The organism is Patescibacteria group bacterium (assembly GCA_018830295.1).
GTDB lineage: Bacteria > Patescibacteriota > Minisyncoccia > Portnoybacterales > UBA2143 > JAHJSM01.
The window spans coordinates 391907-413484 of sequence record JAHJSM010000001.1; the positions used below are offsets into that span (position 1 = coordinate 391907).

Annotated in this window: 26 protein-coding genes and 2 tRNA genes; 24 read left to right on the forward strand and 4 right to left on the reverse strand. The window is 41.4% G+C overall.

Translation table 11 applies throughout. The features are described from left to right. Window positions 1–9 precede the first annotated feature (9 nt). From rpsC to KKF19_02245, 19 genes are all read left to right on the forward strand, one after another. Window positions 10–681: a 30S ribosomal protein S3 gene (gene rpsC / locus KKF19_02155; GenBank protein ID MBU2579740.1), complete on the forward strand. Its 672-nt coding sequence runs from the start codon at window positions 10–12 to the stop codon at window positions 679–681. A 3-nt stretch (window positions 682–684) separates the two neighbouring features. After that, a complete protein-coding gene (gene rplP / locus KKF19_02160) occupies window positions 685–1104 on the forward strand; it encodes a 50S ribosomal protein L16 (protein ID MBU2579741.1) in 420 nt (139 codons plus the stop codon). Window position 1105: 1 nt separating this feature from the next. Beyond that, the gene (gene rpmC / locus KKF19_02165) at window positions 1106–1297 is read left to right on the forward strand and encodes a 50S ribosomal protein L29 (GenBank protein ID MBU2579742.1); all 192 of its coding nucleotides are present in this window, start codon (window positions 1106–1108) and stop codon (window positions 1295–1297) included. After that, the gene (rpsQ, locus tag KKF19_02170; protein ID MBU2579743.1) at window positions 1293–1541 is read left to right on the forward strand and encodes a 30S ribosomal protein S17; all 249 of its coding nucleotides are present in this window, start codon (window positions 1293–1295) and stop codon (window positions 1539–1541) included. The genes rpmC and rpsQ overlap by 5 nt, the downstream gene beginning before the upstream one ends. A gap of 163 nt (window positions 1542–1704) precedes the next feature. Further along, complete coding sequence (gene rplN, locus KKF19_02175; protein ID MBU2579744.1) at window positions 1705–2070, forward strand: 50S ribosomal protein L14; 366 nt, start codon at window positions 1705–1707, stop codon at window positions 2068–2070. Beyond that, complete coding sequence (gene rplX, locus KKF19_02180; protein ID MBU2579745.1) at window positions 2067–2372, forward strand: 50S ribosomal protein L24; 306 nt, start codon at window positions 2067–2069, stop codon at window positions 2370–2372. The genes rplN and rplX overlap by 4 nt, the downstream gene beginning before the upstream one ends. Before the next feature lie 13 nt (window positions 2373–2385). Beyond that, entirely contained in the window at window positions 2386–2940 is a 555-nt protein-coding gene (rplE, locus tag KKF19_02185; protein ID MBU2579746.1) for a 50S ribosomal protein L5, read from the forward strand. Window positions 2941–2950: 10 nt separating this feature from the next. Next, window positions 2951–3136 carry a type Z 30S ribosomal protein S14 gene (locus KKF19_02190; GenBank protein ID MBU2579747.1) on the forward strand — a complete coding sequence of 62 codons (186 nt, stop codon included), beginning with the start codon at window positions 2951–2953 and terminating at the stop codon, window positions 3134–3136. 24 nt (window positions 3137–3160) lie between these two features. After that, window positions 3161–3550 (forward strand): 30S ribosomal protein S8, encoded by a 390-nt coding sequence (rpsH, locus tag KKF19_02195; GenBank protein ID MBU2579748.1) that lies wholly within the window; start codon window positions 3161–3163, stop codon window positions 3548–3550. A gap of 25 nt (window positions 3551–3575) precedes the next feature. Beyond that, the gene (gene rplF, locus KKF19_02200; GenBank protein MBU2579749.1) at window positions 3576–4118 is read left to right on the forward strand and encodes a 50S ribosomal protein L6; all 543 of its coding nucleotides are present in this window, start codon (window positions 3576–3578) and stop codon (window positions 4116–4118) included. A gap of 2 nt (window positions 4119–4120) precedes the next feature. Next, window positions 4121–4468: a 50S ribosomal protein L18 gene (gene rplR, locus KKF19_02205; GenBank protein MBU2579750.1), complete on the forward strand. Its 348-nt coding sequence runs from the start codon at window positions 4121–4123 to the stop codon at window positions 4466–4468. Between the two features lie 17 nt (window positions 4469–4485). Then, window positions 4486–4971, forward strand: coding sequence for a 30S ribosomal protein S5 (locus tag KKF19_02210; GenBank protein MBU2579751.1), 486 nt, complete (start codon window positions 4486–4488; stop codon window positions 4969–4971). Window positions 4972–4973: 2 nt separating this feature from the next. Next, complete coding sequence (locus KKF19_02215) at window positions 4974–5489, forward strand: 50S ribosomal protein L15 (GenBank protein MBU2579752.1); 516 nt, start codon at window positions 4974–4976, stop codon at window positions 5487–5489. Next, window positions 5473–6756: a preprotein translocase subunit SecY gene (gene secY, locus KKF19_02220; protein ID MBU2579753.1), complete on the forward strand. Its 1284-nt coding sequence runs from the start codon at window positions 5473–5475 to the stop codon at window positions 6754–6756. The genes KKF19_02215 and secY overlap by 17 nt, the downstream gene beginning before the upstream one ends. 50 nt (window positions 6757–6806) lie before the next feature. Next, window positions 6807–7070: a type II toxin-antitoxin system HicB family antitoxin gene (locus tag KKF19_02225; GenBank protein MBU2579754.1), complete on the forward strand. Its 264-nt coding sequence runs from the start codon at window positions 6807–6809 to the stop codon at window positions 7068–7070. Between the two features lie 20 nt (window positions 7071–7090). Beyond that, window positions 7091–7300, forward strand: coding sequence for a type II toxin-antitoxin system HicA family toxin (locus KKF19_02230; protein ID MBU2579755.1), 210 nt, complete (start codon window positions 7091–7093; stop codon window positions 7298–7300). A gap of 1 nt (window position 7301) precedes the next feature. Then, window positions 7302–7961: a nucleoside monophosphate kinase gene (locus tag KKF19_02235; protein ID MBU2579756.1), complete on the forward strand. Its 660-nt coding sequence runs from the start codon at window positions 7302–7304 to the stop codon at window positions 7959–7961. After that, entirely contained in the window at window positions 7958–8701 is a 744-nt protein-coding gene (map, locus tag KKF19_02240; GenBank protein MBU2579757.1) for a type I methionyl aminopeptidase, read from the forward strand. The genes KKF19_02235 and map overlap by 4 nt, the downstream gene beginning before the upstream one ends. A 208-nt stretch (window positions 8702–8909) precedes the next feature. Next, complete coding sequence (locus KKF19_02245) at window positions 8910–9626, forward strand: hypothetical protein (GenBank protein MBU2579758.1); 717 nt, start codon at window positions 8910–8912, stop codon at window positions 9624–9626. Between the two features lie 151 nt (window positions 9627–9777). Here KKF19_02245 and thrS read toward each other — a convergent pair whose 3' ends face one another. Together thrS and dnaE are read right to left on the reverse strand one after the other, a co-directional pair. Then, the gene (thrS, locus tag KKF19_02250) at window positions 9778–11553 is read right to left on the reverse strand and encodes a threonine--tRNA ligase (protein MBU2579759.1); all 1776 of its coding nucleotides are present in this window, start codon (window positions 11551–11553) and stop codon (window positions 9778–9780) included. Between the two features lie 3 nt (window positions 11554–11556). Next, window positions 11557–15993 carry a DNA polymerase III subunit alpha gene (gene dnaE, locus KKF19_02255; GenBank protein ID MBU2579760.1) on the reverse strand — a complete coding sequence of 1479 codons (4437 nt, stop codon included), beginning with the start codon at window positions 15991–15993 and terminating at the stop codon, window positions 11557–11559. Between the two features lie 239 nt (window positions 15994–16232). On the opposite strand from dnaE, the gene ligA reads away from it, so the two are divergent. From ligA to KKF19_02275, 4 genes are read left to right on the forward strand one after another with little or no spacing between them, the layout of a single operon-like run. Next, window positions 16233–18299 carry an NAD-dependent DNA ligase LigA gene (gene ligA, locus KKF19_02260; GenBank protein MBU2579761.1) on the forward strand — a complete coding sequence of 689 codons (2067 nt, stop codon included), beginning with the start codon at window positions 16233–16235 and terminating at the stop codon, window positions 18297–18299. Next, a complete protein-coding gene (gatC, locus tag KKF19_02265; GenBank protein ID MBU2579762.1) occupies window positions 18296–18586 on the forward strand; it encodes an Asp-tRNA(Asn)/Glu-tRNA(Gln) amidotransferase subunit GatC in 291 nt (96 codons plus the stop codon). Before ligA ends, gatC begins: the two co-directional genes overlap by 4 nt. Then, the gene (gatA, locus tag KKF19_02270; GenBank protein ID MBU2579763.1) at window positions 18583–20031 is read left to right on the forward strand and encodes an Asp-tRNA(Asn)/Glu-tRNA(Gln) amidotransferase subunit GatA; all 1449 of its coding nucleotides are present in this window, start codon (window positions 18583–18585) and stop codon (window positions 20029–20031) included. Before gatC ends, gatA begins: the two co-directional genes overlap by 4 nt. A gap of 6 nt (window positions 20032–20037) precedes the next feature. After that, window positions 20038–20571 (forward strand): hypothetical protein, encoded by a 534-nt coding sequence (locus KKF19_02275; protein MBU2579764.1) that lies wholly within the window; start codon window positions 20038–20040, stop codon window positions 20569–20571. 3 nt (window positions 20572–20574) lie between these two features. On the opposite strand, the gene KKF19_02280 is transcribed toward KKF19_02275, so the two are convergent. Beyond that, a tRNA-Asp gene (locus KKF19_02280) sits at window positions 20575–20648 on the reverse strand. A gap of 30 nt (window positions 20649–20678) precedes the next feature. Continuing rightward, window positions 20679–20750 (reverse strand) — tRNA-Met (locus KKF19_02285). Window positions 20751–21182: 432 nt separating this feature from the next. On the opposite strand from KKF19_02285, the gene KKF19_02290 reads away from it, so the two are divergent. Next, window positions 21183–21572, forward strand: coding sequence for a hypothetical protein (locus KKF19_02290; protein MBU2579765.1), 390 nt, complete (start codon window positions 21183–21185; stop codon window positions 21570–21572). Window positions 21573–21578 lie beyond the last annotated feature (6 nt).

Genomic DNA, 21578 nt, shown 5'->3' on the forward strand with positions numbered 1-21578 from the left:
TTAATCACTATGGGAAGAAAAGTTCATCCATTTTCATTTAGAATCGGCGTGGTCACTGATTGGAGGTCGCGTTGGTTTGATCAAAAGAATTATAGGGCGTTATTAGAGCAGGATATTAAACTGCGCGGTTTTGTCGCGAAAAAATTAGAAAAAGCCGGAGTTGATTCTATCGAAATAGAACGGTCGGCTAATTTTATTAATATTATTGTTAAAACGGCTCGTCCCGGCTTGGTTATTGGACGCGGCGGAAGCGGCGTTGAGGATTTAAAACTTGAAATTAGAAAACTTCTTCAGAAAAAAACACCAGAATTATCTAAAACAGAAATTCGTTTAGAAATAGAGGAAGTTAAACAACCAACAAGCCGCGCGAGAATCGTCGCTCAAGAAATAGCCGGTCAAATAGAGAGAAGAATGCCTTTCCGCCGAACGATGAAACAGACCTTGAGCAAGATTATGGCGAATAAGGAAGCGCTGGGAGCTAAAATTATAGTGAAAGGGCGGCTTAACGGAGCGGAAATCGCGAGGAAAGAATGTATTAAAGAAGGAAGAATGCCTCTTCAAACATTACGCGCTAATATTGACTATGCTGAAGCGACCGCCTACACTACCTACGGAACGATTGGAATAAAAGTGTGGATTTATAAGGGAGAGATTTTTGATAAAGTTGTAGATATTAATTGATTTATGTTATCCCCAAAGAAAGTAAAACATAGGAAATGGCAAAAGGGCCGCAGAAGGAATAAAGGGAAAGAAACTCGCGGAGCGAAGTTGTCTTTCGGTTCTTATGGGCTTAAAGCAATGGCTGAATGTTGGTTGAGCGCCCGCCAAATTGAATCGGCAAGAAGAGCGATGACACGATATGTTCAAAGGGGTGGCAAGATTTGGATTAGAGTTTTTCCCGATAAGCCGGTAACTCAAAAAGGGATAGAAGTTCCTATGGGCGGCGGCAAAGGAAGCGTTGACCATTATGTTATGCCGATTAAACCGGGAAGAATTATTTTTGAAATGGATGGAGTTCCGGAGGATTTGGCGAAAGAAGCGATGCGTCGCGCCAGCCATAAGCTTCCAATGAAAACGAAATTTATCACGAAATTAATTGATTAACATGAAAATTAAAGAGTTGCGCCAAAAAACAGAAAAAGAATTGAAAGATTTATTAAGCGAAGACCGTCGCAAACTTGGTCAGTTTAAGTTTGATTTGGCGTCAAAAAAGATTAAAAACGCCGGACAGATTGGAGAATTGCGCAGAGATATTGCTAAAATTTTAACTATTTTACAAGCAAAAAAAAATGATTAAAGAAAAAGAAAAAAAGGGCCGTTTTCTTAAGGGAATAGTGGCAAGTGATAAAATGGATAAAACCATCACGGTTTTGGTGACCAGATATAAAGAGCATCCGAAATACAAGAAAAGATATAAAGTTAGCAAAAAGTACAAAGCGCACGACGAAAAAAATGAATACAAAAAAGGAGACAAGGTCATTATCCAAGAAACGCGTCCGATTAGCAAAAACAAAAAGTGGACAGTAAAGAGTAAAGAGTAATTTCCAATTTTCAATTCTCAATTTCCAAACAATTCTCAATGATTAAATTTTCAAATAAGAAAAACAAAAAAAGAATAGAAGAAAAGAAATTTGAGATTTTTGAAAATTAAGAAATTAAGAAATTGTTTGAAAATTGAAAATTAGAAATTGAAAATTTTTATTTATGATACAGCCAGGCACAAAATTAAAAGTAGCGGATAACTCTGGAGCTAAAACAATAGAGTGTTTTAAGATATTAGGCGGAAGCCACAGACGATACGCTCAAATTGGCGATGTTTTTGTCGCGGCCGTTAAGACGGCTGATCCTAGGAAGGTGGTCAAAAAGAAAGATGTTGTTAGAGCCGTTCTTGTCCGACAAAAAAAGGAATTTCGCCGCGCGGATGGTTCATATATTCGCTTTGACGAAAACGCGGCGGTTATTGTTGACGGGAAAAATCCAAAAGGAGGTCGTATTTTTGGACCAGTTACGCGTGAATTAAAAGAGAGGGGCTTTGACAAAATTGTTTCATTAGCTCCAGAAGTATTATGAAGATTAAAAAAGGCGATACGGTCTTAGTTATTACAGGGAAAGACAAGGGCAAGAAAAGCAAAGTTCTTGAGGCTTTTCCGCGTCAAAATAAGGCGATGGTAGAGGGGGTTAATATAGTCAAAAAGCATCGGCGCGCGCAAAAGCAAGGGGAGAAAGGGCAAATTGTTGAAATTCCAAGACCGCTTGATAGCTCAAATCTTAAGTTTGTTTGTCCTAAATGCAACCAAGCAACGAGAATTGGATATAAAATTACAGGGCAAGAAAAGAATAGAACTTGCAAAAAATGCGGGCAAGAGGTATAAACTAACTACTAATATGTCAGGACTAAAAGAAAAATATCAAAAAAAGGCATTACCCGCGTTGAAAGAGAAATTTGGGTATAAAAATGATTTGGCGGCGCCAAGAATCAAGAAGGTGGTTATTAACACAGGATTTAACCCCGACAAAAAAGACGATAAGGCGCAAGAAGAAATTGTCAATAATTTGGCGTCAATTGTTGGGCAAAAACCTTCTTTTCGCCAAGCGAAAAAAGCGGTAGCAACATTTAAAACGAGGAAAGGAATGATTGTTGGTATAGCCGTAACTTTAAGGGGCAGACGAATGTATGACTTTTTAGATCGTTTGGTTGATATTGTTTTGCCGCGAAGCAGAGATTTCCGGGGCCTGCTTCTAAAAAATATTGACCAAGGAGGAAATTTAAATATTGGCATTAAAGAGCAAATCATTTTTCCAGAAATTTCGGCTGAAAGCGCGAAAAGCATTTTTGGGCTAGAGATTGCCGTGGTAACTTCGTCTAAAAACCGAGAGGAAGGAATTGAATTATTTAAATTATTGGACTTTCCTATTATAGGATTGATAAGGCAAGAATAAGAACTATACTATGGCTAAAAAATCAGTTATTGCTAGAGCAAATAAAAAATTGAAATTTTCATCCCGTTTAGTTCGGCGCTGTTTTCGTTGCGGGAGGAAAAGAGCGTTTTTCAGAAAATTCGGGATTTGCCGTATTTGTTTTAAGGAATTAGCCAGTAAAGGAGAACTTCCCGGAGTTAAGAAGAGTAGTTGGTAGTATCGAAATTAGAAATTATAAATTATGACAGATCCAATTTCAGATATGTTAACAAGAATAAGGAACGCGCAAGCCGTCTCTCACAAGACGGTCTCTATCCCGTTTTCAAAACTTAAATTTAGTCTTGCTCAAGTTTTCGAAAAGTCCGGGTTTGTCGGCGCGGTGTCTTCGCAAGGTAAAAAAATAAATAAAACAATTAAAATCGTATTGAAGTATGAAGAAAATCAATCAGTTATTAGAGAATTAAAAAGAATCAGCAAGCAAGGGCAAAGGATTTATATCAAGAAAGGCGATATTAAGCCAGTAAGACATGGCTATGGACTCGCTGTCATATCCACATCTAAAGGGTTAATGACTAGCGCGGAGGCGAGAAAGAAAGGGTTTGGAGGAGAAGTTATTTGCGAAATTTGGTAAAGGATAGAAGTAATTTTATATTATTATGTCGCGTATAGGAAAAAAAATAATTATTATCCCTGAAAATGTAGAAGTTAAATTTGACAAAGGAGAAGTTGTCGTTAAAGGGAGTAAAGGAGAGTTATCTCAATTGATTCCTCTTGAGTTAGAGATATCTATTAAAGATAAGGAACTTTTGGTGACGCCGAAAAGGAAAGGGAAGGACGCGTCCGCTTTGTGGGGTCTCATTAGAAGCTTGATCGCCAACATGATTCAAGGCGTAAGCGAAGGGTTTGAAAAGCAATTGGAAATTAACGGCGTTGGTTATCGGGTTGTTCTTGAAGGCAAGACGCTTGTTTTAAGTTTGGGCTTGTCTCATTCAGTCAAAATAGAGGCGCCTGAAAAGATTGAATTTAAGGTGGAAAAAAATATTATTACTGTTTCGGGTATAGACAAACAAGCGGTTGGTCAAATAGCGGCTAAAATCAGAGATCAGAAAAAGCCAGAGCCATATAAAGGTAAAGGGATTAGATATATAGATGAAGTTATTAGAAGGAAGTCAGGCAAAAAAGCGGCTGGTTCAGAATAAATATTATGACAAAACAAGATCAAAGGAATAAGCGCCATAAGCGCGTTAGAGGGAAGGTGATCGGGATTGAAAAATGTCCGCGTCTTTCGGTTTTTCGCAGTAATAAATATATTAATCTTCAATTAATTAATGACGAAACGGGAAAAACGATGGCGAGTTTTAATGATTTAAAAATTAATAAAAAAGGGAAAACGAAAATAGAGGCAGCTAAGGAAGCTGGAATCGCGCTTGCGAAAAAGGCGAACGAACAGAAAATTGAAAAAGTTGTTTTTGACAGAGGCGGATATAAATATCATGGTCGCGTTAAGGCGGCGGCTGAAGGAGCAAGAGAAGGAGGACTGAAATTCTAAATTTTAGATTATAAATTATGTTCAATCAAAATAAAGAACAATCTAAATACGAACAAAAATTGCTTGATGTCGCGCGAGTAGTAAGAGTAGTTGCTGGCGGACGGCGATTTAGGTTTCGTGCTGTAGTAGCGATTGGAGACAGAAAGGGCAATGTTGGCGTTGGGGTGAGCAAGGGGCAAGATGTCGCGGTCGCGGTTGAGAAAGCGGTGGCTGGAGCGGAAAAGTGTTTAATTAATATCCCTTTAGTTGATGGAACGATTCCTCATAAAACAGAAGCGAAGTTTTGCAGCGCTAAGGTTTTGCTAAAGCCAGGCATAAAAGGAAAAGGAATTGTCGCGGGCGGCGCGGTGCGAGCGGTTTGCGAACTGGCCGGCATCGAGAATGTTTCAGGGAAGATTTTAGGCAAAACAAAAAACAAACTTAATAACGCTAGAGCGACTATTAAGGCACTGAGTTTATTAAGGTCAAAGAAAGCGAGCGCGAGAGCAATTAGCGCGAAATAAATATGAGACTACATCAATTAAAATCTACTTCTTGGAAAAAGTCCCGCAAACGAGTTGGTCGGGGAGGCAAAAAAGGAACTTATTCAGGCCGCGGGATGAAAGGGCAAAAATCAAGAGCCGGTGGGAAGCCGCGTCCAGGTTTTGCTGGGGGCGATACGACGCTAGTGAAAAGATTGCCGAAAAAGAGAGGGCAAATTGGGAAAACAGAGCTTAAAAAAGGATCTAAACTGTCGCGGTTAAAATTAATGATTAAACCGGTCGTTTTCAATTTGGGCGATTTTGACAAGAAATTTTTCGCTAAAGACGGCTCTTCTTTTCATTGGGAAGAAAAGGAAGTTATTTCCCCAAAGAGCTTGCTTGAGAAAGGATTGATTCGCAGAATACAAGGGAGAATTCCCAAGATTAAAATTTTAGGTGTTGGCAAATTAAGAAAAAAACTTGTTTTCAGCGGCGTTGTTTTTTCAAAAAGCGCGCGCGAGAAATTAGGAATTAAAGAAGCAGATGAAGTGGCTAAATAAAATTACCCAAATTTTCAAGATTAAGGACTTGCGCCAAAAGATTTTGTTCGTCTTGTTTATTTTGGTTGTTTTTCGCATCGTTGCCAACATTCCCGTGCCAGGCATTGACATAGAACGACTAAGTCAGTTTTTTTCAAATAATCAGTTGTTTGGTCTTTTGAATATTTTCACGGGCGGAGCGATGAGTAATTTGTCAATTAGCATGCTTGGGCTTGGTCCGTACATCACGGCGACGATTATTATGCAATTATTAACGATGATTTTCCCCTCGTTGGAAGCGATTTACAAAGAAGAAGGGGAAGCGGGCAGGCAGAAGTTTAATCAGTACGGCAGAATGCTCACGGTTCCTTTGGCTGTCCTTCAATCATACGGAATGCTCACGCTTTTAAGTCGACAGGGAATTCTTGATTCTTTGTCGGCTTTGCAATGGATTACTTCTATTACTGTTATTACGGCGGGGGCGGTATTTCTAATGTGGCTGGGCGAGATGATTTCAGAAAAAGGGATTGGAAATGGAGTTTCTTTGCTAATTTTTGCGGGAATTATTTCCAGCGTTCCAATGTCAATCAGAGAATTGGCGGTTACTTATGATGTTTCTAAAATTCCTTCCTATCTTGCTTTTTTCGCTGTTGCTTTAGTTATTACGGCCGCCGTTGTGGTCATTACCGAAGGGCGGCGCAATATTCCCGTTTCTTACGCAAAACGAATTCGGGGCAACAAGGTCTATGGCGGCGTTTCCACCTATTTGCCATTAAATGTTAATCCAGCGGGCGTTATTCCAATTATTTTCGCCTTGTCAATTATGCTTTTTCCTGGAATGGTCGCCGGGTTCTTGAGCGCTTCCAGTATTGGCTGGCTTGCGCGTATTTCGCAAATAGTGAGCGGACTTTTTGAAGACCCGTGGTTTTACGGAATTACATATTTCGCTTTAGTTGTTTTGTTCACATACTTTTACACGGCGGTCACTTTTGACCCAAATAATGTCTCTAATAATCTGCAAAAAATGGGCGGTTTTATTCCAGGCATCAGACCGGGCAAACCGACTGCCGCTTTTCTTTATTTTATCCTCAACCGCGTTCTTCTTTTTGGCGCCATTTCTTTGGGTCTCATCGCCGTTTTGCCGTCAATCATTCAAGGCGCGACAGGCATTACCGCCTTCGGTTTCGCCATTGGCGGAACAGCCCTGCTGATTGTCGTTTCCGTCGTCTTAGACACAATCCGCCAAGTCAATTCTCAACTGACAATGAGGGATTACGAGGGATTTTAAAAATTGACAAAAATTTGGGCTGGAATTAGAATAAGAATAATAAAGAAATTATGCGCGATAGAAAATTTTCATATAATATTATTTTGCGCCCAGAACCAGAAGGCGGATTTACGGTGACCGTTCCTAGTTTGCCTGGGTGTGTTACTTATGGTAAGAATTTAAAAGAAGCAAAAAAAATGGCAGAAGACGCGATAAAAGGATATTTAGTCAGTTTAAAAAAACACAACGAACCAATTCCAAGCGATGAAAACGATTTTATTGGTTCTGTTGATTTGGAAATTTCAGATATAAAGCGAAATCTCGCTTGCGCTTAATTATGTCTAAATTGCCTGTTTTGACTTCCAAGAAACTAATCAAAATTCTCAAAGAAAAAGGTTTTGAAATAGATCATTCCACGGGAAGTCATTTTATTTTTCGTCATTCGCTTAATAGCAAAATGGTCACTGTCCCATTTAAAAATAAAGATATTCCCAAGGGAACAATTATAAGCATTTTAAGGCAAGTCGGTATTTCTAAAAATGATTTAATTAAATTCAAGCGTTAAAATGTCAAACCGACCTAAAATTATTATTCTATTCGGCCGTTCGGGGTGCGGCAAGGGAACGCAGGCGACTCGTTTGCGGGAGGAGTTTGGTTTTGATTATTTAAGCAGTGGAGATTTGTTGCGAGAGAGGGCGAAAGATAACGATTTTTCGGGGTTAAAATTAAGAAAGGTCTTAAAAGACGGCGAACTAGCGCCGTCCTTTTTAATGTTTCAAATTTGGAGCGCGAAAGTTGAGGAAATAAAAAACAAAAATGTTTTAGAAGGTCTCATTATTGACGGAAGCCCGCGCGCGCTGGCGGAAGCGAAACTAATGGACGATGTTTTTGAGTGGTATGAATGGAAAGACATCAAAGTTTTTTTAATAGATATTTCAGAAGAAGAAGCGTTTGGGCGTTTGACTAAAAGGCGCGTCTGCAAAGATTGCAGACGGATTATTCCCTGGGTGGACGACCTTAAGAATTTAAAAAAATGCGATAAATGCGGCGGAGAATTAGAAACGCGTTCCGACGACAAACCCGAGGCGATTCAAGCCCGTCTTGATTATTACAAAAAAGATGTCCAGCCAGTAGTTGACTACTACGAAAAAAGAGGCGCTTTAATTAGAATCAACGGCGAACAAACCATAGAGAAGGTTTATGAGGATATAAGAAAACTACTATGATCTCCATAAAAACACCTCAAGAAATTGAAATAATGACTCAAGCAGGCAAGATTTTGGCTGGGATTATTAGGGAATTGAAAAACAAGGTTGAACCGGGGATAACGACCAAAGAATTGGACAATCTCGCGGAGAAACTTATTTCAAACGCCGGCGCCAAGCCGGCTTTTAAGGGCTATCGGGGCTTTCCCGCCGCTTTGTGCGCTTCAATTAACGAACAAATTGTTCACGGCGTTCCTTCTGGCAGAAAATTGGTTGAGGGAGATATTCTAAGTTTGGACTTGGGTATTCTTTACAATGATTTTTATTCCGATATGGCGGCGACAGTTCCGGTTGGCGCGATTGACCCGGAAGTTGGCCGTTTAATTAAAGCGACTAAAAAATCGCTCAAAAGAGCGATTGGCAGGGTTAAACAGGGCAAAACAATTGGCGATATCGCCCAAGCGGTCCAAAGTCACGCTGAAGGACAGGGGTTTCAAGTCGTCCGTGAACTCTGCGGACACGGCATCGGTCGCCGCCTCCACGAAGACCCGGAAATTCCCAATTTCGGACAAAGACACAAAGGACCCGAATTAAAAGTCGGCATGGTTCTGGCGATTGAGCCAATGCTCACCATAGGAAAGCCGAAAATAAAAAAGGGCCCCGATGGCTTTGTCTACCAAACAGCCGACAACAGCATCTCCGCCCACTTCGAACATACCATTGCCGTAACAGAAAGAGGGGCGAGGGTGCTTACAGAATAAGGTTCCGGGGACAGTCCCCCAGAGGGGACTGTCCCCTTGGGATTAAAATGGGGGCTGCCCCCGCAACGGGGGCAGCCCCCATTCATCGTCCCCAAACATCTAAAAAATTTGACAAATAACGAAAGATAACATATAATTTTACACAAGTAGGGTCTGCTGATTTTCAGCGGAAAATTGTATCTTAAAAATTGGATAAAGGAGGTTTGTTATGACGACGAGAAAATTTGTTGTTACAGACGAACAAGAGAAGATTTTTCACAAAAGGCGGCGAGAACTGGAAAATAGGTTTTTCAAGGGTGCCTTAAATCCAGAAGATGTAAATCAAGGCTTACAGATGCTTATTGAGGGGCGAAAAGTAATAGTTTTTAAGGAGAAACCAAACATTCCGGCTTTAATTGTTGACTGGCGAAACTTCTACAGCGAACTTGGAATTGAAGCAGATTTTTCAAACCTGCAAATTCCAAACAAGCAAAAAGGTTTTGACCATCTGATTATCGTGGCGAAAGAAATGACACCGCAATTGCTCTACGACAAATGCGAAGAACTATTCCCCTGTTGGAAATGGACAGACAAGAATTTGGATGAAATTGTAGAATCCGAAAGAACAGCCAAAAATGGCGCCTACGCCATTTGGGTCAGAGACAGAGTTGAAGCGGATGAAGAATTAAAAAATCTATCTGCTGACGACCTAAAAAACAAAAACATTCCAGGCATTACTTTGGAAGAGCGACTCATTCACGAGCTCAAGTATTTCAAAGAAACTGGCAAACACTTAGATAGAGATAATGTTACTCTTTGCGCGGGTTCGCGCTATTCTGATGGCCATGTGCCGGGTGTCGACTGGTACGGTGGCAGGCTCGAGGTCGGCTGGCGCTCTCCTGACCGTCGCGGTGGCTTTTTGCGCGCTCGTCGGGCAGTTTCTTAACCTTGTACCTTTTATCTTTTAACCTTTTCAAAAACAAAAAAAGCCGCTCTTTATAAAGAAGAGTGGCTTTTTTTATTCCGGGGACTGTCCCCTTGGGATTAAAACGGGGGCTGCCCCCGCAACGGGGGCAGCCCCCAAACCCTGCCTTAAACTACTTCTTCCCCTCAATCTCTTCCCTCATTTTCTCAATAAACTTCCCAACTTCCATCGCGCCGAGATTGCCTTTTTGTCTTTGGCGGGGGGCGATGGTTTTTGATTTTTCTTCTTTTTCGCCGACGATAAGGAGGTAGGGGATTTTTTGCGTTTCGCCTGCGCGAATTTTTTTGCCAAGCGTTTCGTCGCTCTCGTCAATTTCAACGCGGATATTTTCTTTCTTTAATTGTTTGGCGACCTCCTTGGCGTATTTGTTGAATTTCTCGCTGATGGGGATAATTCGCGCTTGGACGGGAGCGAGCCAAACAGGGAAGGCGCCCGCAAAATGTTCAATCAATAACGCTAAAAATCTCTCATAAGACCCAAGGATGGCGCGATGAACCATAACGGGGTTTACTTCTCTGCCTTTCTCGTCGATATAAGTCAAATCAAAGCGTTTGGGCGTGGCAAAATCCAACTGAACGGTCGGAATTTGTATTTCTTTGCCCAATGAATCCTTGAACATAAAATCAAGTTTTGGCCCATATAAAGCGGCTTCACCTTCCATCCTTTTTGCGTCTAATTTCATTTCGTCGGCGACTTCAGCCAAGATTTTTTCACATTTATCCCAATCCTTTGAATCTCCTATATATTTTTCGGGGTGGTCATAGTCCCTTAACGACAAAGACACCCAATGGTTCTCCCAAAGACCCAAGGCGGTATAGAATTCTTTAATAATATTGACCATATTTTTAATTTCATCTTTAACTTGGTCAATTTTACAAAAAGAATGTCCGTCTTCAACTGTAATCGCGTAAACTCTATTTAAGCCACCGACTTCCCCCGTTTTTTCGGCTCGGTATTGTTTCTCTGATTCCATATATCTGATCGGTAAATCGCGATAAGACCTTGTCCTTGAAGCGTAAATCTGCGTTTGATGAGGGCATTGAACCGGCTTCATGGCGAATTTATGTCCTTTTTCCGAAGTGACATGAAAAAGTTCTTCGCTGAATTTTTTGGCGTGTCCCGAAAGTTCAAATAATTCTATTTTGGCCAAATGAGGAGTCATTACTTTTTCAAAACCGTAATTTCTACAAACCGATTCAATATGTTTTTTTAATTCGTCAATTATAATTACCCCCTTAGGCGTGAATAAAGGCAATCCTGGACCAACCAAATCGGAAAAAACAAATAAATCTAATTCTTTGCCTAATTTTCGATGGTCTCTCTTTTTCGCTTCTTCCACCATCGCTTGATATTCGTCCAATTCTTTTTTGCTTTCAAAGGCGATGCCGTAAATCCGCGTCAGCATTTTATTTTTTTCGTCGCCTCTCCAATAAGCGCCGGCGATTTTCGTTAATTTAAAAGTGTCTAATTTAATTTCTTTAGTTGAAGAAACATGAGGGCCAAGACAAAGGTCAGTGAAGTCGCCGGTCTTGTAGATAGTGACCTTTTCTAAATCTTGAATCAATTCCACCTTATACGGCTGTTTTAATTTTTTGAATAATTTAATTGCTTCTTCAGCGTTTAATTCTTCTTTTTCAAATTTTACGCCTCTTTGAATTAGTCCTCTCATCGCTTTTTCTATCTTAGGCAGGTCATCAGGGGACAGTCCCTGCTTTGCGGGGACTGTCCCCGTAAAATCTGTCCCCGTAAAATCTATATCATAATAAAATCCGTTTTCAATAATTGGACCAATGCCAAACTTCGCCTCCGGATAAAGTTTTTGAACAGCCGCGGCGAGAATATGAGCCAAAGAATGGCGAATGATTTCAATTTTTAGTAGTTTAAACATAATTTACTCTATTACTTTAACACTATCGCAAAGTATCTTCAAGTCGTCGTTTCGGTCGCTTAGACGACCTCCAAGAAGGACAATCGTCTCTTCTTGCCAGATATCGGGGTTTTTCGCAAGGACGCTTGGGAAAACCAACGCTTCTATTCGTCCAGTCATATCCTCAATTTCAACAAAAAGCATCGGTTGTCCTGTTCGCGTATTAATTCTTTTAATACGGTTAATAATACCTCCGACTTTAATTCTAGTGCCAGCGTGGTTTTTGGAAATACTCTGGCATTTTATAGTTTTTCCCGCCAATTGTTTTTGATACGCTTTAAGGGGGTGTTCGGAAATATACAAACCGAGCAGTTCTTTTTCCCAACCAAGCAGTTCTTTTTTTTCCGCGGGAGGGGCGGACGGCAATTTGAAAGACGGCGCGACCATTGGTTGGTCGCTAAACAAACTGATTTGTCCGTTCGCTTTGTTTTTTTGCGATTCGCGCGCCAAATTTAACATCATTTCAACAGCGTTCAAAAGTTGATTTCTTTCTCCAAAGGCGTCAAACGCGCCGCATTTAACCAAACTTTCCAGCGATTTCTTATTAAGGTCTTTTGAATTAACTCTTTCCAAGAAATCGGTGATTGATTTGAAGGCGCCGTTTGTTTTTCTTTCTTCAACAATAGCATGAACGACATTATCACCCACATTTTTGACCGCTTTTAAACCAAACCTAATGATTCTATCTCCCGCCTTGGTGAAATCGTGGTTACTTTCATTAATGTCAGGAGGTAAAACTTTGACGCCTATTTGGTTACATTCATCAACCAAAAAAGAAATTCTTTCAATATCGTTTTGGTCGGAGGTCATGACGGCCGCCATAAATTCGGTTGGGTAGTGGGCTTTAAGATAGGCGGTTTGGTAGCCGATTAGGGCGTAGCAAGTCGCATGGGCGGCGTTAAATCCATAGCCAGCGAACGGTTCTACCATCTGCCAGACCTTTTCGGCGATTTGACGGCTGATATTATTCTTAATCATTCCGTCAATCATTTTCTTCGCTTGCTCGTCCAAAAGTTTCTTAATTTTCTTTCCAACCGCTTTGCGAAGCGTATCCGCCTCAGCCGGAGTAAAAAGCGACAAATCGCGCGCGATTCTCATCAACTGTTCTTGATATACGCAATTGTGTACAATAATGTTGTTGGCAATAAAATTATGTGTTCCTTCCACTTCTAAATCATAAACATTTTCTTTTCCTTTACGCCGAATAGAAGCAATGTCTTCCCATCTCGCATGTTTGTTTTGGCATAGATTTATTAATTCTTTATCTTTAAGGAAATAAGCGATTTTATTCGCTACTTGCAAATTTAAGCGATTTTTTATTTTTCCTTCTTTGCCAAAAAATCCCTTTCGACTTATCTTCAAAATATTTGAGAGAGATCGTTGCGAAATGGAATATTTTTTTTGATATTCAATAATTTTTTTAAGAAACGGTTTTCTCGGAACAAATTCCTTGCAATCTTCTATTGGTCGCTTTAAATATTCAGCAAGTCGTTTTTTCTTATCAGTTATCATTAGATGGCCTATTTGATTATAGAATTCTCGCAAATTGTAAATAATTATCCGATAAGATTGTATCATCTCATCGCGCTGGTTTTTATATTTTTCCACTCTGTAGATATGACTGTTGATGCCTAATTTTAATAAAAGAGTTTGGAGATCGTAAATAATTCTTTTGGAAATCGCGGTTAGATAGGCGGATTTTAGCGATATCCCGCCATCGCAGTCCCAAAAAGTCGCTAAAAACGCCGCGATACATTGATTATCTAATTCAAAGACAAATTTTGGTATAAATTTGTCAACTGACTTTTTGCCGCCTTTTTTATCTTTCAACCCCAACTCTCTCATCCATTCCAACAAACTATTAGGTTGATGGTATTTGGTGGTAATTTTCTTTGATGGATTGGCGCGCTTGACGCCTCTAATATGTTCGCTGAATGTGATTTTTAGATTATCAAAGGCGTTAGCGCGTTTTTTGAAATCGTTTAATATTTTTTCGTCTTTATTAACTAAATAGCACGAATTATGGTTTGACAGAGCGCCGTCGGCGATTAAATATGCCAAAACCTTGAGTTTGTCTTCGTTGAATTTCTTTATTCCGGAAAAAAGTTTTTTAGGGGTCATGATAAAGTCGCCCTTTTCCAGATTTTTTAATTTTTTCCATCCATCCGGAGTTAAAAATTCATGGTCGGCAGTAGCTTTGATTTGTTTTCCTGTTCGCAATCGAATTTCATAAACATTTTTTATCCCGTTAATAAATTTATTAATAATTTTCTTTTTGACGAAAGATTTTCCGTTCCATGATTGAACATAAAGTTGCTTAGAAGAACCAATCGCTTCGTCTATGCGCAATATTCCGCCAGGATTTGCTTCTTGGACAAAAGAGTCGCCAGTAACACAAACGCCGTAAGTGTTTTTTAGGATTGGTTCAAGGAGTGGGTGGATGTATCTGACTTCTTTTAGTCCATGCTTGCGGGCGATGAAGTCGGGGATAAATTCCATTGGACCGGGGCGGTAAAGCGCGACCATAGCGACAATATCCTCAAATTGGGTTGGCTTTAATTCTCTTAAATATCTCTTCATTCCGTTTGATTCCAATTGGAAGACGCCAGTCGTGTTTGCTTCCTGAAAGACCTTGAATGTTTCTTCGTCGTCCATGGGGATATTAGCCAAATCAATATCTTTTCCGATTAATTCTTTAATTTGTCGAAGCGCGTTTTGAATAATCGTCAAAGTTTTTAACCCGAGAAAATCCATTTTTAAGAGGCCTAATTGTTCAATCGCGTGCATTTCATATTGTGTCACGATCGTTTGGTCATCTTTGCCGGAGCGTTGGCAGGGAACCATATCATCAAGCGGTTCTTTCGTAATCACAACCCCGGCAGCGTGGGTTGAGGCGTGGCGGACAACCCCTTCAAGTTTCATCGCCATATCAATCAGCCGTTTAATTTGCGGGTCTGACTCGTACGCTTTGTGAAGTTCTTGCGATTCATAAACGGCCTCTTTGAGCGACAAGCCAAAGGGAACCATTTTCGCCGTTTGGTCGCAAACGATGTAAGGGTAATCAAGGGCGCGTCCGACATCGCGGATAGAGCCGCGCGCCGCCATCGTCCCAAAAGTAATAATTTGGGCGACATGGTTTTGCCCATATTTTTTCGCGACATATTCAATGACTTCGTTGCGGCGGTCGTCGGCGAAATCCAAGTCAATATCAGGCATTGAAACGCGCTCGGGATTTAAAAACCGTTCAAAAAGCAAATTGTATTTAAGCGGGTCAATTTCTGTAATGCCAAGCAAAAAGGCGATAAGCGAGCCCGCGGCTGAACCCCTGCCTGGGCCGACTCCGATTCCTTGCTCCTTCGCCCAGTCCACGAAATCACAGACGATCAGGAAATATGAAGCAAAACCCATTTTGTTGATGATTTTCAATTCGTAATCAAGCCGTTCTATAATCTCTTTGCTTGTTCCGTCCGGATAGCGGGTCTTCAATTCTTGGCGGCAAGTTTTTTCCAAAACGCCGTCGGGCGTTTCTCCTTTGGGAACTTCAAAAGAGGGGAGTTGAATTGTATCAAGGACAAATCCAAAATCGCACTGCTGGACAATTTTTTGGGTATTAGAAATCGCGTCAGGCGTGTCTTTGAAATCCGCGACCATTCGCTCAATCGGCCGCAAGGAAAAATCGTTTTCTTTCATAGAGAGACGGTTTCCATCGTCCATTTTCTTGTCCATTTGGATGCTCATCAAAACATCCTGCGCTTCGGCGTCTTCGGGTTTGATATAGTGAACATCGTTCGTCGCGACCAAGGGGATATTGTTTTTTCGCGCGATTTTAATTATTCCATCGTTGGCGATTCTTTGTTCAGGTAAATCAGGATGGTTTTGGATTTCTAAATAGAAATTGCCCGCGCCAAATATTTCCTGATATTCAAGCGCCAATTTTTCCGCCTCGTCCAAGTGGCCGTTGATAATTGTCCGAGGAATTTCTCCGACAATACAGGCGGAAAGGGCGATTAACCCTTTGCTATGTTTTTTAAGAAGTTCTTTGTCAACGCGCGGCTTGTAATAGAAGCCCTCTAAATACGCTTTGGTCGTCAGTTTAACTAAATTGCGATAGCCCTCTTCGTTTTTAACCAACAAAACCAAGTGATACGATTTATTATCAATATTCGGCCTTTTTTGGAACATTCCATTGGGCGCAATATACATTTCGTTTCCTAAAATTGGACGAATTCCTCTCTTTTTCGCTTCCCGATAAAATTCAACCAGCCCATACATAGAGCCATGGTCGGTTAAAGCGATAGAAGGCATCTTCAACTCCTGACACATATCCAACAAAGGCCCGATTTTAGCGAGCCCGTCCAAAAGAGAATAGTGCGAGTGAACATGAAGATGAGTGAAGGACATAAAATTAGTATACCACCTCCACCCCCTCCCGCAAAGATTGACATTTCTTGAAAAATGGTTGTTTGGGGACTGAATTAAAAAGGTCAGACCTTTCAAAACGACATTCTCGCGACTGCTTATTATTTAGTGACAAACTAATGGAAAGGTCTGACCTTTTTAATTTAACACACGAGGTCTAACACACTATTACTCCAAAATTGATTTCTTGAAAATAGATAGTTTTAGGATATAATAAAGGTATGGATAAACAACAAGCCCGAGAGAGAATAGCCAAATTGCGGGATGTGATTAATGAGCATCGGTATCGGTATCATGTTTTGGACGCGCCTGTTATGAGCGACGCGGCTTTGGATTCTTTGAAGCATGAATTGGCGGAGTTGGAGCGGTTGTATCCGGATTTAATTACTTCCGATTCGCCGACGCAGAGGGTGGGTGGGAAGGCGTTGGATAAGTTTGAAAAAGTCCGTCATAACTTGCCCATGCTTTCTTTGGAAGATGTTTTTTCGGATGAGGAATTGGATGAGTGGCGGGAGAGGATTCAGAAATTGGCGCCCGCCCAAAAGATAGATTATTTTTCAGAATTAAAAGTGGACGGTTTCGCCGTGAGTTTGATTTACAAAGATGGAGTTTTTTTTCAGGGAGCCACGCGCGGGGACGGGAAGGTGGGCGAGGATGTGACGCAGAATTTGAAAACAATTTTTTCCATTCCTTTGAAGTTAGAAATTCGCCAGGATTTTTCTTCGCCTGAAATTGAGAAAAAAACCAAGGCGTTGATTGAGAAGGGAGAAATCATTATCCGCGGCGAGGTCTATATGTCAAAAAAAGCGTTTGAGGCCGCTAATCAAGAACGCGCCAAAAGTGGTCTGCCTCTTTACGCCAACCCGCGCAATACGGCGGCGGGAAGCATTCGGCAGTTGGACCCGAAAATCGCCGCCTCCCGAAAATTGAATTTTTTGGCCTATGATGTCATGACCGATTTGGGTCAAAAAACGCATCAAGACAAACATCAAATCGCGCGCGCTTTGGGATTTAAGGTCGGGAAGGATAAATATTGTTCTGATTTATCGGAAGTTGTTAATCTTTGGCGGGAAATTGATAAAGAAAGAAGCAAACTCGCCTATCAAATTGACGGAATTGTTGTGAGCGTTAACAGCAACGAAGTTTTTTCTAAATTGGGCGCGGTCGGGAAAGCGCCGAGGGGCGCGATCGCTTTCAAGTTCGCGGCGGAAGAAGGGACGACTATTGTTGAGGATATTATTATCCAAGTGGGCAGGACAGGCGTTTTAACGCCAGTCGCTTTACTAAAGCCAGTCAAAATTGGAGGCGCTTTGATTACTCGGGCGACCTTGCATAATGAGGATGAAATTAAAAAGTTGGATGTCAAAATCGGCGACACGGTAATTGTCCAGCGCGCGGGTGATGTCATTCCTCATATCACGGAAGTAATTAAAAATTTGCGAACGGGCGATGAGAAAAAATTTAAAATGCCAAAAACTTGTCCCGCTTGCGGTTCGGCGGTTATCCGTTCCGAGGGCGAAGTGGCGCATCGTTGCGTTGGCAAGAATTGCGGCGCTCAACAAAAAGAGCGGCTAGCGCATTTTGTTTCAAAAAAGGGCTTTAATATTGACGGGCTGGGGATAAAGATAGTCAATCAATTAATGGATGAAGGGATGGTTTCCGAGCCATCTGATATTTTTTCTTTGGAGCGGGGCGATTTAATTCCTTTAGAGAGGTTCGCCGAGAAATCAGCCGATAATTTAGTAGATGCGATTGAGAAAAGCAAAAAAATCGCGCTTCCTAAATTAATTTTCGCGTTTGGCATTCGCTATGTTGGCGAAGAAACAGCGCTTTTATTAACGCGTCTAATTCAGGACTCTGGCGCGAAGGTTAAAAATACCAAGAACTTGATGGATTTTTTTCAGAGTCGGTCGCTTGAGGATTTGGAAAACATCCACGGCATCGGAGAAGTGGGGGGGGAAGAGATATATGCTTGGTTTAGAGATAAACGGAATATCAATTTGCTTAAAGAGTTGAATCGTTATAGGATTGAAGTTGAAGCGCTCGCGCCTCGGCAAGCGAATTTAAAATTTAAAGGAAAAACATTCGTTTTAACGGGCGAGATGGAAAAATACACTAGAGAAGAAGCGAAAGAGAAAATCAGGGAAATGGGCGGAAGTGTTTCTAGTTCAATTTCCCCAAAAACCGACTTTGTTGTCGCTGGAAAAAATCCCGGCTCAAAATACGCCAAAGCGGAGAAGTTAAGAGTGAAGATTATTAACGAGAAGGAGTTTTTAAGAATGTTATGAAAATCACAAAAAAAGAAGTTGAATATGTGGCTGGGCTGGCTCGGTTGGGAGTGAGCCAGGATGAAAAGGAAAAATTTGCCGGGGAACTTTCGGCTGTTTTAGAGTTTGTTGATAAATTGAATCAAGTCAAGACGGATAAAATTGAGCCAACCGCGCAGGTGACGGGGTTGGAAAATGTTGTCCGCGAGGATAAAGGGAGAGTGAAGCGCGAAAGGGAAAGAGAAAAATTATTGAACGCGGCGCCAGAAACGAAAGATGGATATGTGAAAGTAAAAGCGATATTATGAATCTCAATCAACTTACAATTAAAGAAGCTCATCAAGGCCTTTTGAAGAAGGAATTTTCTTCGGTGGAACTGACCGAGGCGGTTTTGGGGCAGATTAAAAGGCGTAATCAAGAAATTAACGCCTATTTGGTCTTGACCGAAGAAATGGCGTTGACGCAAGCCAAAAAGGTGGACAAAATGATTGCTAATAACGAAGAAATTGGTCTTTTGGCGGGCATTCCTGCCGCGATTAAGGATAATATCATGATTGACGGCGTTCAGTGTACGGCCGCCTCAAAAATTTTGGAAAATTACATCGCGCCTTATGACGCGACAGTTATTAAAAAACTTAAAAAACAAGGCGCGGTTTTTGTTGGCAAAACAAATTTGGATGAATTCGCGATGGGGTCTTCAACCGAGAATTCGGCGTTTGGTCCGACTAAAAATCCGCGCGATTTGAGTCGTGTTCCAGGCGGAAGTTCGGGCGGGTCCGCGGCGGCTGTCGCCGATGACCAGTGTATTTACGCGTTGGGTTCTGACACAGGCGGTTCTATCCGCCAGCCAGCTTCTTTTTGCGGGGTGGCCGGATTAAAGCCGACTTATGGCTCGGTTTCTCGTTATGGGCTCATCGCTTTCGCTTCTTCTTTGGACCAAATCGGACCGCTCGCGAAAACGACCGAGGATTGTCAGATTATTTTTGAGGCGATTAATGGTAGAGACGAAATGGACGCGACGAGTTTTAATTTCGGAAACCAAGTTTCCGCCGGAAACTCGGTTTCCAATCTTAAGATAGGAATTCCTAAGGAATATTTTGTGGCGGGGATTGACTCGGCAGTGGAGGAGGCGGTGAGGGGGGCAATTTCTCAATACGAGAAAATGGGATTTGAAATTGTGGAAATAAGTTTGCCTCACACCGAATACGCCTTGCCCGTTTACTATATTATTATGCCCGCCGAAGCGTCTTCTAATTTAGCCCGTTATGATGGAATTAAATACGGGCTTTCGGAAATTGACAAAGATTTATTGGGTGGATACTTAAAAACGCGACAAAAGGGATTTGGCGATGAAGTCAAAAGAAGAATTATGCTCGGGACTTATGTTTTGTCGGCTGGCTATTACGACGCTTATTATCTTAAAGCGCAAAAAGTGAGAACTTTAATTAAGAACGACTTCTTGAAGGCGTTTGAAAAAGTAGATGTTTTAATCACGCCGACCGCGCCCACGCCCGCTTTCAAAATCGGGCAGAAAATAGCCGACCCTGTTTCAATGTATCTTTCGGATATTTACACAATTTCCGCGAACTTAGCTGGTTTACCCGCTATCTCTATTCCTATTAAAAGCAACAGTCCTTTGCCGATAGGCATGCAAATTATAGGTAAACAATTTGGAGAAAATGATATTTTTAAAATAGCGCGCGCTTATGAGAATTTGGGGACAGTCCCCGCAACAGGGACTGTCCCCAAATAAAAATTTATGCTTACAAAACTTCTTAAAATTCAGGAAAAAATCAATGACTACTTTCTTTCTTCCGACTGGGAGGAAAATCTTTTGATTTTGAAAGTAATTTCTGTTCTTATTTCTGCTTTGCTCCTTTTTATTATTTTCTTCTTAACATTCCGATTAAGAAAAAGCGTTAAAAAATCATTGGAATTAGTAGCGGGAAGCGTTTCGTCCGCGGGCAAATCAACGAAAGTTGTCAGCAAAGAATGGGAATCGGTTTTGGAAAAAATAGAAAAGAAAGATGAGAGCAGTTATAAGCTGGCAGTGATTGAAGCGGATAAAATTTTGGACGACTTGCTCAAAAAAATCGGCTATGTCGGAGATGATATGGGGGAGCGGCTTAAAAAAATTACCGCCGCCCAACTATCCAACATTGACGAGGTCTGGCAAGCGCACCGCGTCCGCAACCGCGTCGTCCATGAACCCGATTTCCAACTAACCCGTCCCCAAGCCAAAAGAGCGATAGAAATCTATCAAAAGGCGTTAGAGGACTTGGAGATGATATAAATGCGGGAGCGACCGGGCTCGAACCGGCGACCTTCTGCGTGACAAGCAGATGCTCTAACCAACTGAGCTACGCCCCCATTGTTTTAGACCCTTCGCAGGTTCTAAAGTAGCAGGAGTGGGGATCGAACCCACCATAGGTCGCTTATGAGACGACCTCAGACACCAGTCTGCTTCCTGCCTCGGGTGGGTTTTAAATTAATAACCTTGTTGCGGGGGCAGGATTCGAACCTGCAACCTCAAGGTTCTTTGCGATTTCTATTTATAGAAGAAATCTGTATTAGCCATTTGTTTCCAAATGGAATGGACTATCCCATCATCTTTTTGCCTAAAAAAGATGTTCCCATTATAGTCTCTGAACCTTCCCTAATATGTATTAGGGCTTGGCTGCCGATTGCCGAGGGTTATATAACCCTGACGGTTTTCCAGCAATTTCGGGAATTTTCCACAAGATGTCGCCATCCTGCGCCACAATTTTATTTATGGGCCTCGCGAGCTGCCATTGCTCCACCCCGCGTTGCTATTATAGGGGATAATTTGTTTGATAGCAAGTTTTTTATGTCCACTTGCCCCAAAAGGTGAGAAGTGGTAAAATACACCCAATACAATAGGGTATGAATTTATCTGTTTATTTATCAGGGTTGTTTATTGCCGTTTTATTGGCGAGCGCCTGTTTGGCGGCTATTTTAATTTATCTTAGTCCAACCCCTGTCAGCCCCTCTATTCTCGTCCTATTTTACTTAAGTTTATCCATCGCTTCCACGGGAATTTTCACTTTGACAGGCTTGTTTATTAGATGGATTTCCCACAGAAAAGGATTCTTTTTATCGGAAAATCGCGTTTTTAGGCAATTGGAAATTTCTTTCAGGCAGGGCTTGCTTTTATCGGTTATTCTCGTCTCCGCTCTAATTCTGCAAAGCCAAAGAGCGTTGGCGTGGTGGCATTTAATTTTGTTAGTAGGTATAGTTGGGATAGCGGAATGGTGGTTAGGACATAGGACATAAAATTTT

Bases quoted from the DNA above. Each gene is read 5' to 3' on its own strand.
- gatC (MBU2579762.1), top strand. From the start codon at position 18,296: ATGAAAATCACAAAAAAAGAAGTTGAATATGTGGCTGGGCTGGCTCGG.
- rpsH (MBU2579748.1), top strand. From the start codon at position 3,161: ATGACAGATCCAATTTCAGATATGTTAACAAGAATAAGGAACGCGCAA.
- rplN (MBU2579744.1), top strand. From the start codon at position 1,705: ATGATACAGCCAGGCACAAAATTAAAAGTAGCGGATAACTCTGGAGCT.
- ligA (MBU2579761.1), top strand. From the start codon at position 16,233: ATGGATAAACAACAAGCCCGAGAGAGAATAGCCAAATTGCGGGATGTG.
- map (MBU2579757.1), top strand. From the start codon at position 7,958: ATGATCTCCATAAAAACACCTCAAGAAATTGAAATAATGACTCAAGCA.
- dnaE (MBU2579760.1), bottom strand. From the start codon at position 15,993: ATGTCCTTCACTCATCTTCATGTTCACTCGCACTATTCTCTTTTGGAC.
- KKF19_02235 (MBU2579756.1), top strand. From the start codon at position 7,302: ATGTCAAACCGACCTAAAATTATTATTCTATTCGGCCGTTCGGGGTGC.
- KKF19_02190 (MBU2579747.1), top strand. From the start codon at position 2,951: ATGGCTAAAAAATCAGTTATTGCTAGAGCAAATAAAAAATTGAAATTT.
- rpmC (MBU2579742.1), top strand. From the start codon at position 1,106: ATGAAAATTAAAGAGTTGCGCCAAAAAACAGAAAAAGAATTGAAAGAT.
- KKF19_02215 (MBU2579752.1), top strand. From the start codon at position 4,974: ATGAGACTACATCAATTAAAATCTACTTCTTGGAAAAAGTCCCGCAAA.
- rplF (MBU2579749.1), top strand. From the start codon at position 3,576: ATGTCGCGTATAGGAAAAAAAATAATTATTATCCCTGAAAATGTAGAA.
- KKF19_02275 (MBU2579764.1), top strand. From the start codon at position 20,038: ATGCTTACAAAACTTCTTAAAATTCAGGAAAAAATCAATGACTACTTT.
- rplX (MBU2579745.1), top strand. From the start codon at position 2,067: ATGAAGATTAAAAAAGGCGATACGGTCTTAGTTATTACAGGGAAAGAC.
- secY (MBU2579753.1), top strand. From the start codon at position 5,473: ATGAAGTGGCTAAATAAAATTACCCAAATTTTCAAGATTAAGGACTTG.
- KKF19_02225 (MBU2579754.1), top strand. From the start codon at position 6,807: ATGCGCGATAGAAAATTTTCATATAATATTATTTTGCGCCCAGAACCA.
- gatA (MBU2579763.1), top strand. From the start codon at position 18,583: ATGAATCTCAATCAACTTACAATTAAAGAAGCTCATCAAGGCCTTTTG.
- KKF19_02245 (MBU2579758.1), top strand. From the start codon at position 8,910: ATGACGACGAGAAAATTTGTTGTTACAGACGAACAAGAGAAGATTTTT.
- rplP (MBU2579741.1), top strand. From the start codon at position 685: ATGTTATCCCCAAAGAAAGTAAAACATAGGAAATGGCAAAAGGGCCGC.
- KKF19_02290 (MBU2579765.1), top strand. From the start codon at position 21,183: ATGAATTTATCTGTTTATTTATCAGGGTTGTTTATTGCCGTTTTATTG.
- rplE (MBU2579746.1), top strand. From the start codon at position 2,386: ATGTCAGGACTAAAAGAAAAATATCAAAAAAAGGCATTACCCGCGTTG.
- KKF19_02210 (MBU2579751.1), top strand. From the start codon at position 4,486: ATGTTCAATCAAAATAAAGAACAATCTAAATACGAACAAAAATTGCTT.
- thrS (MBU2579759.1), bottom strand. From the start codon at position 11,553: ATGTTTAAACTACTAAAAATTGAAATCATTCGCCATTCTTTGGCTCAT.
- rpsC (MBU2579740.1), top strand. From the start codon at position 10: ATGGGAAGAAAAGTTCATCCATTTTCATTTAGAATCGGCGTGGTCACT.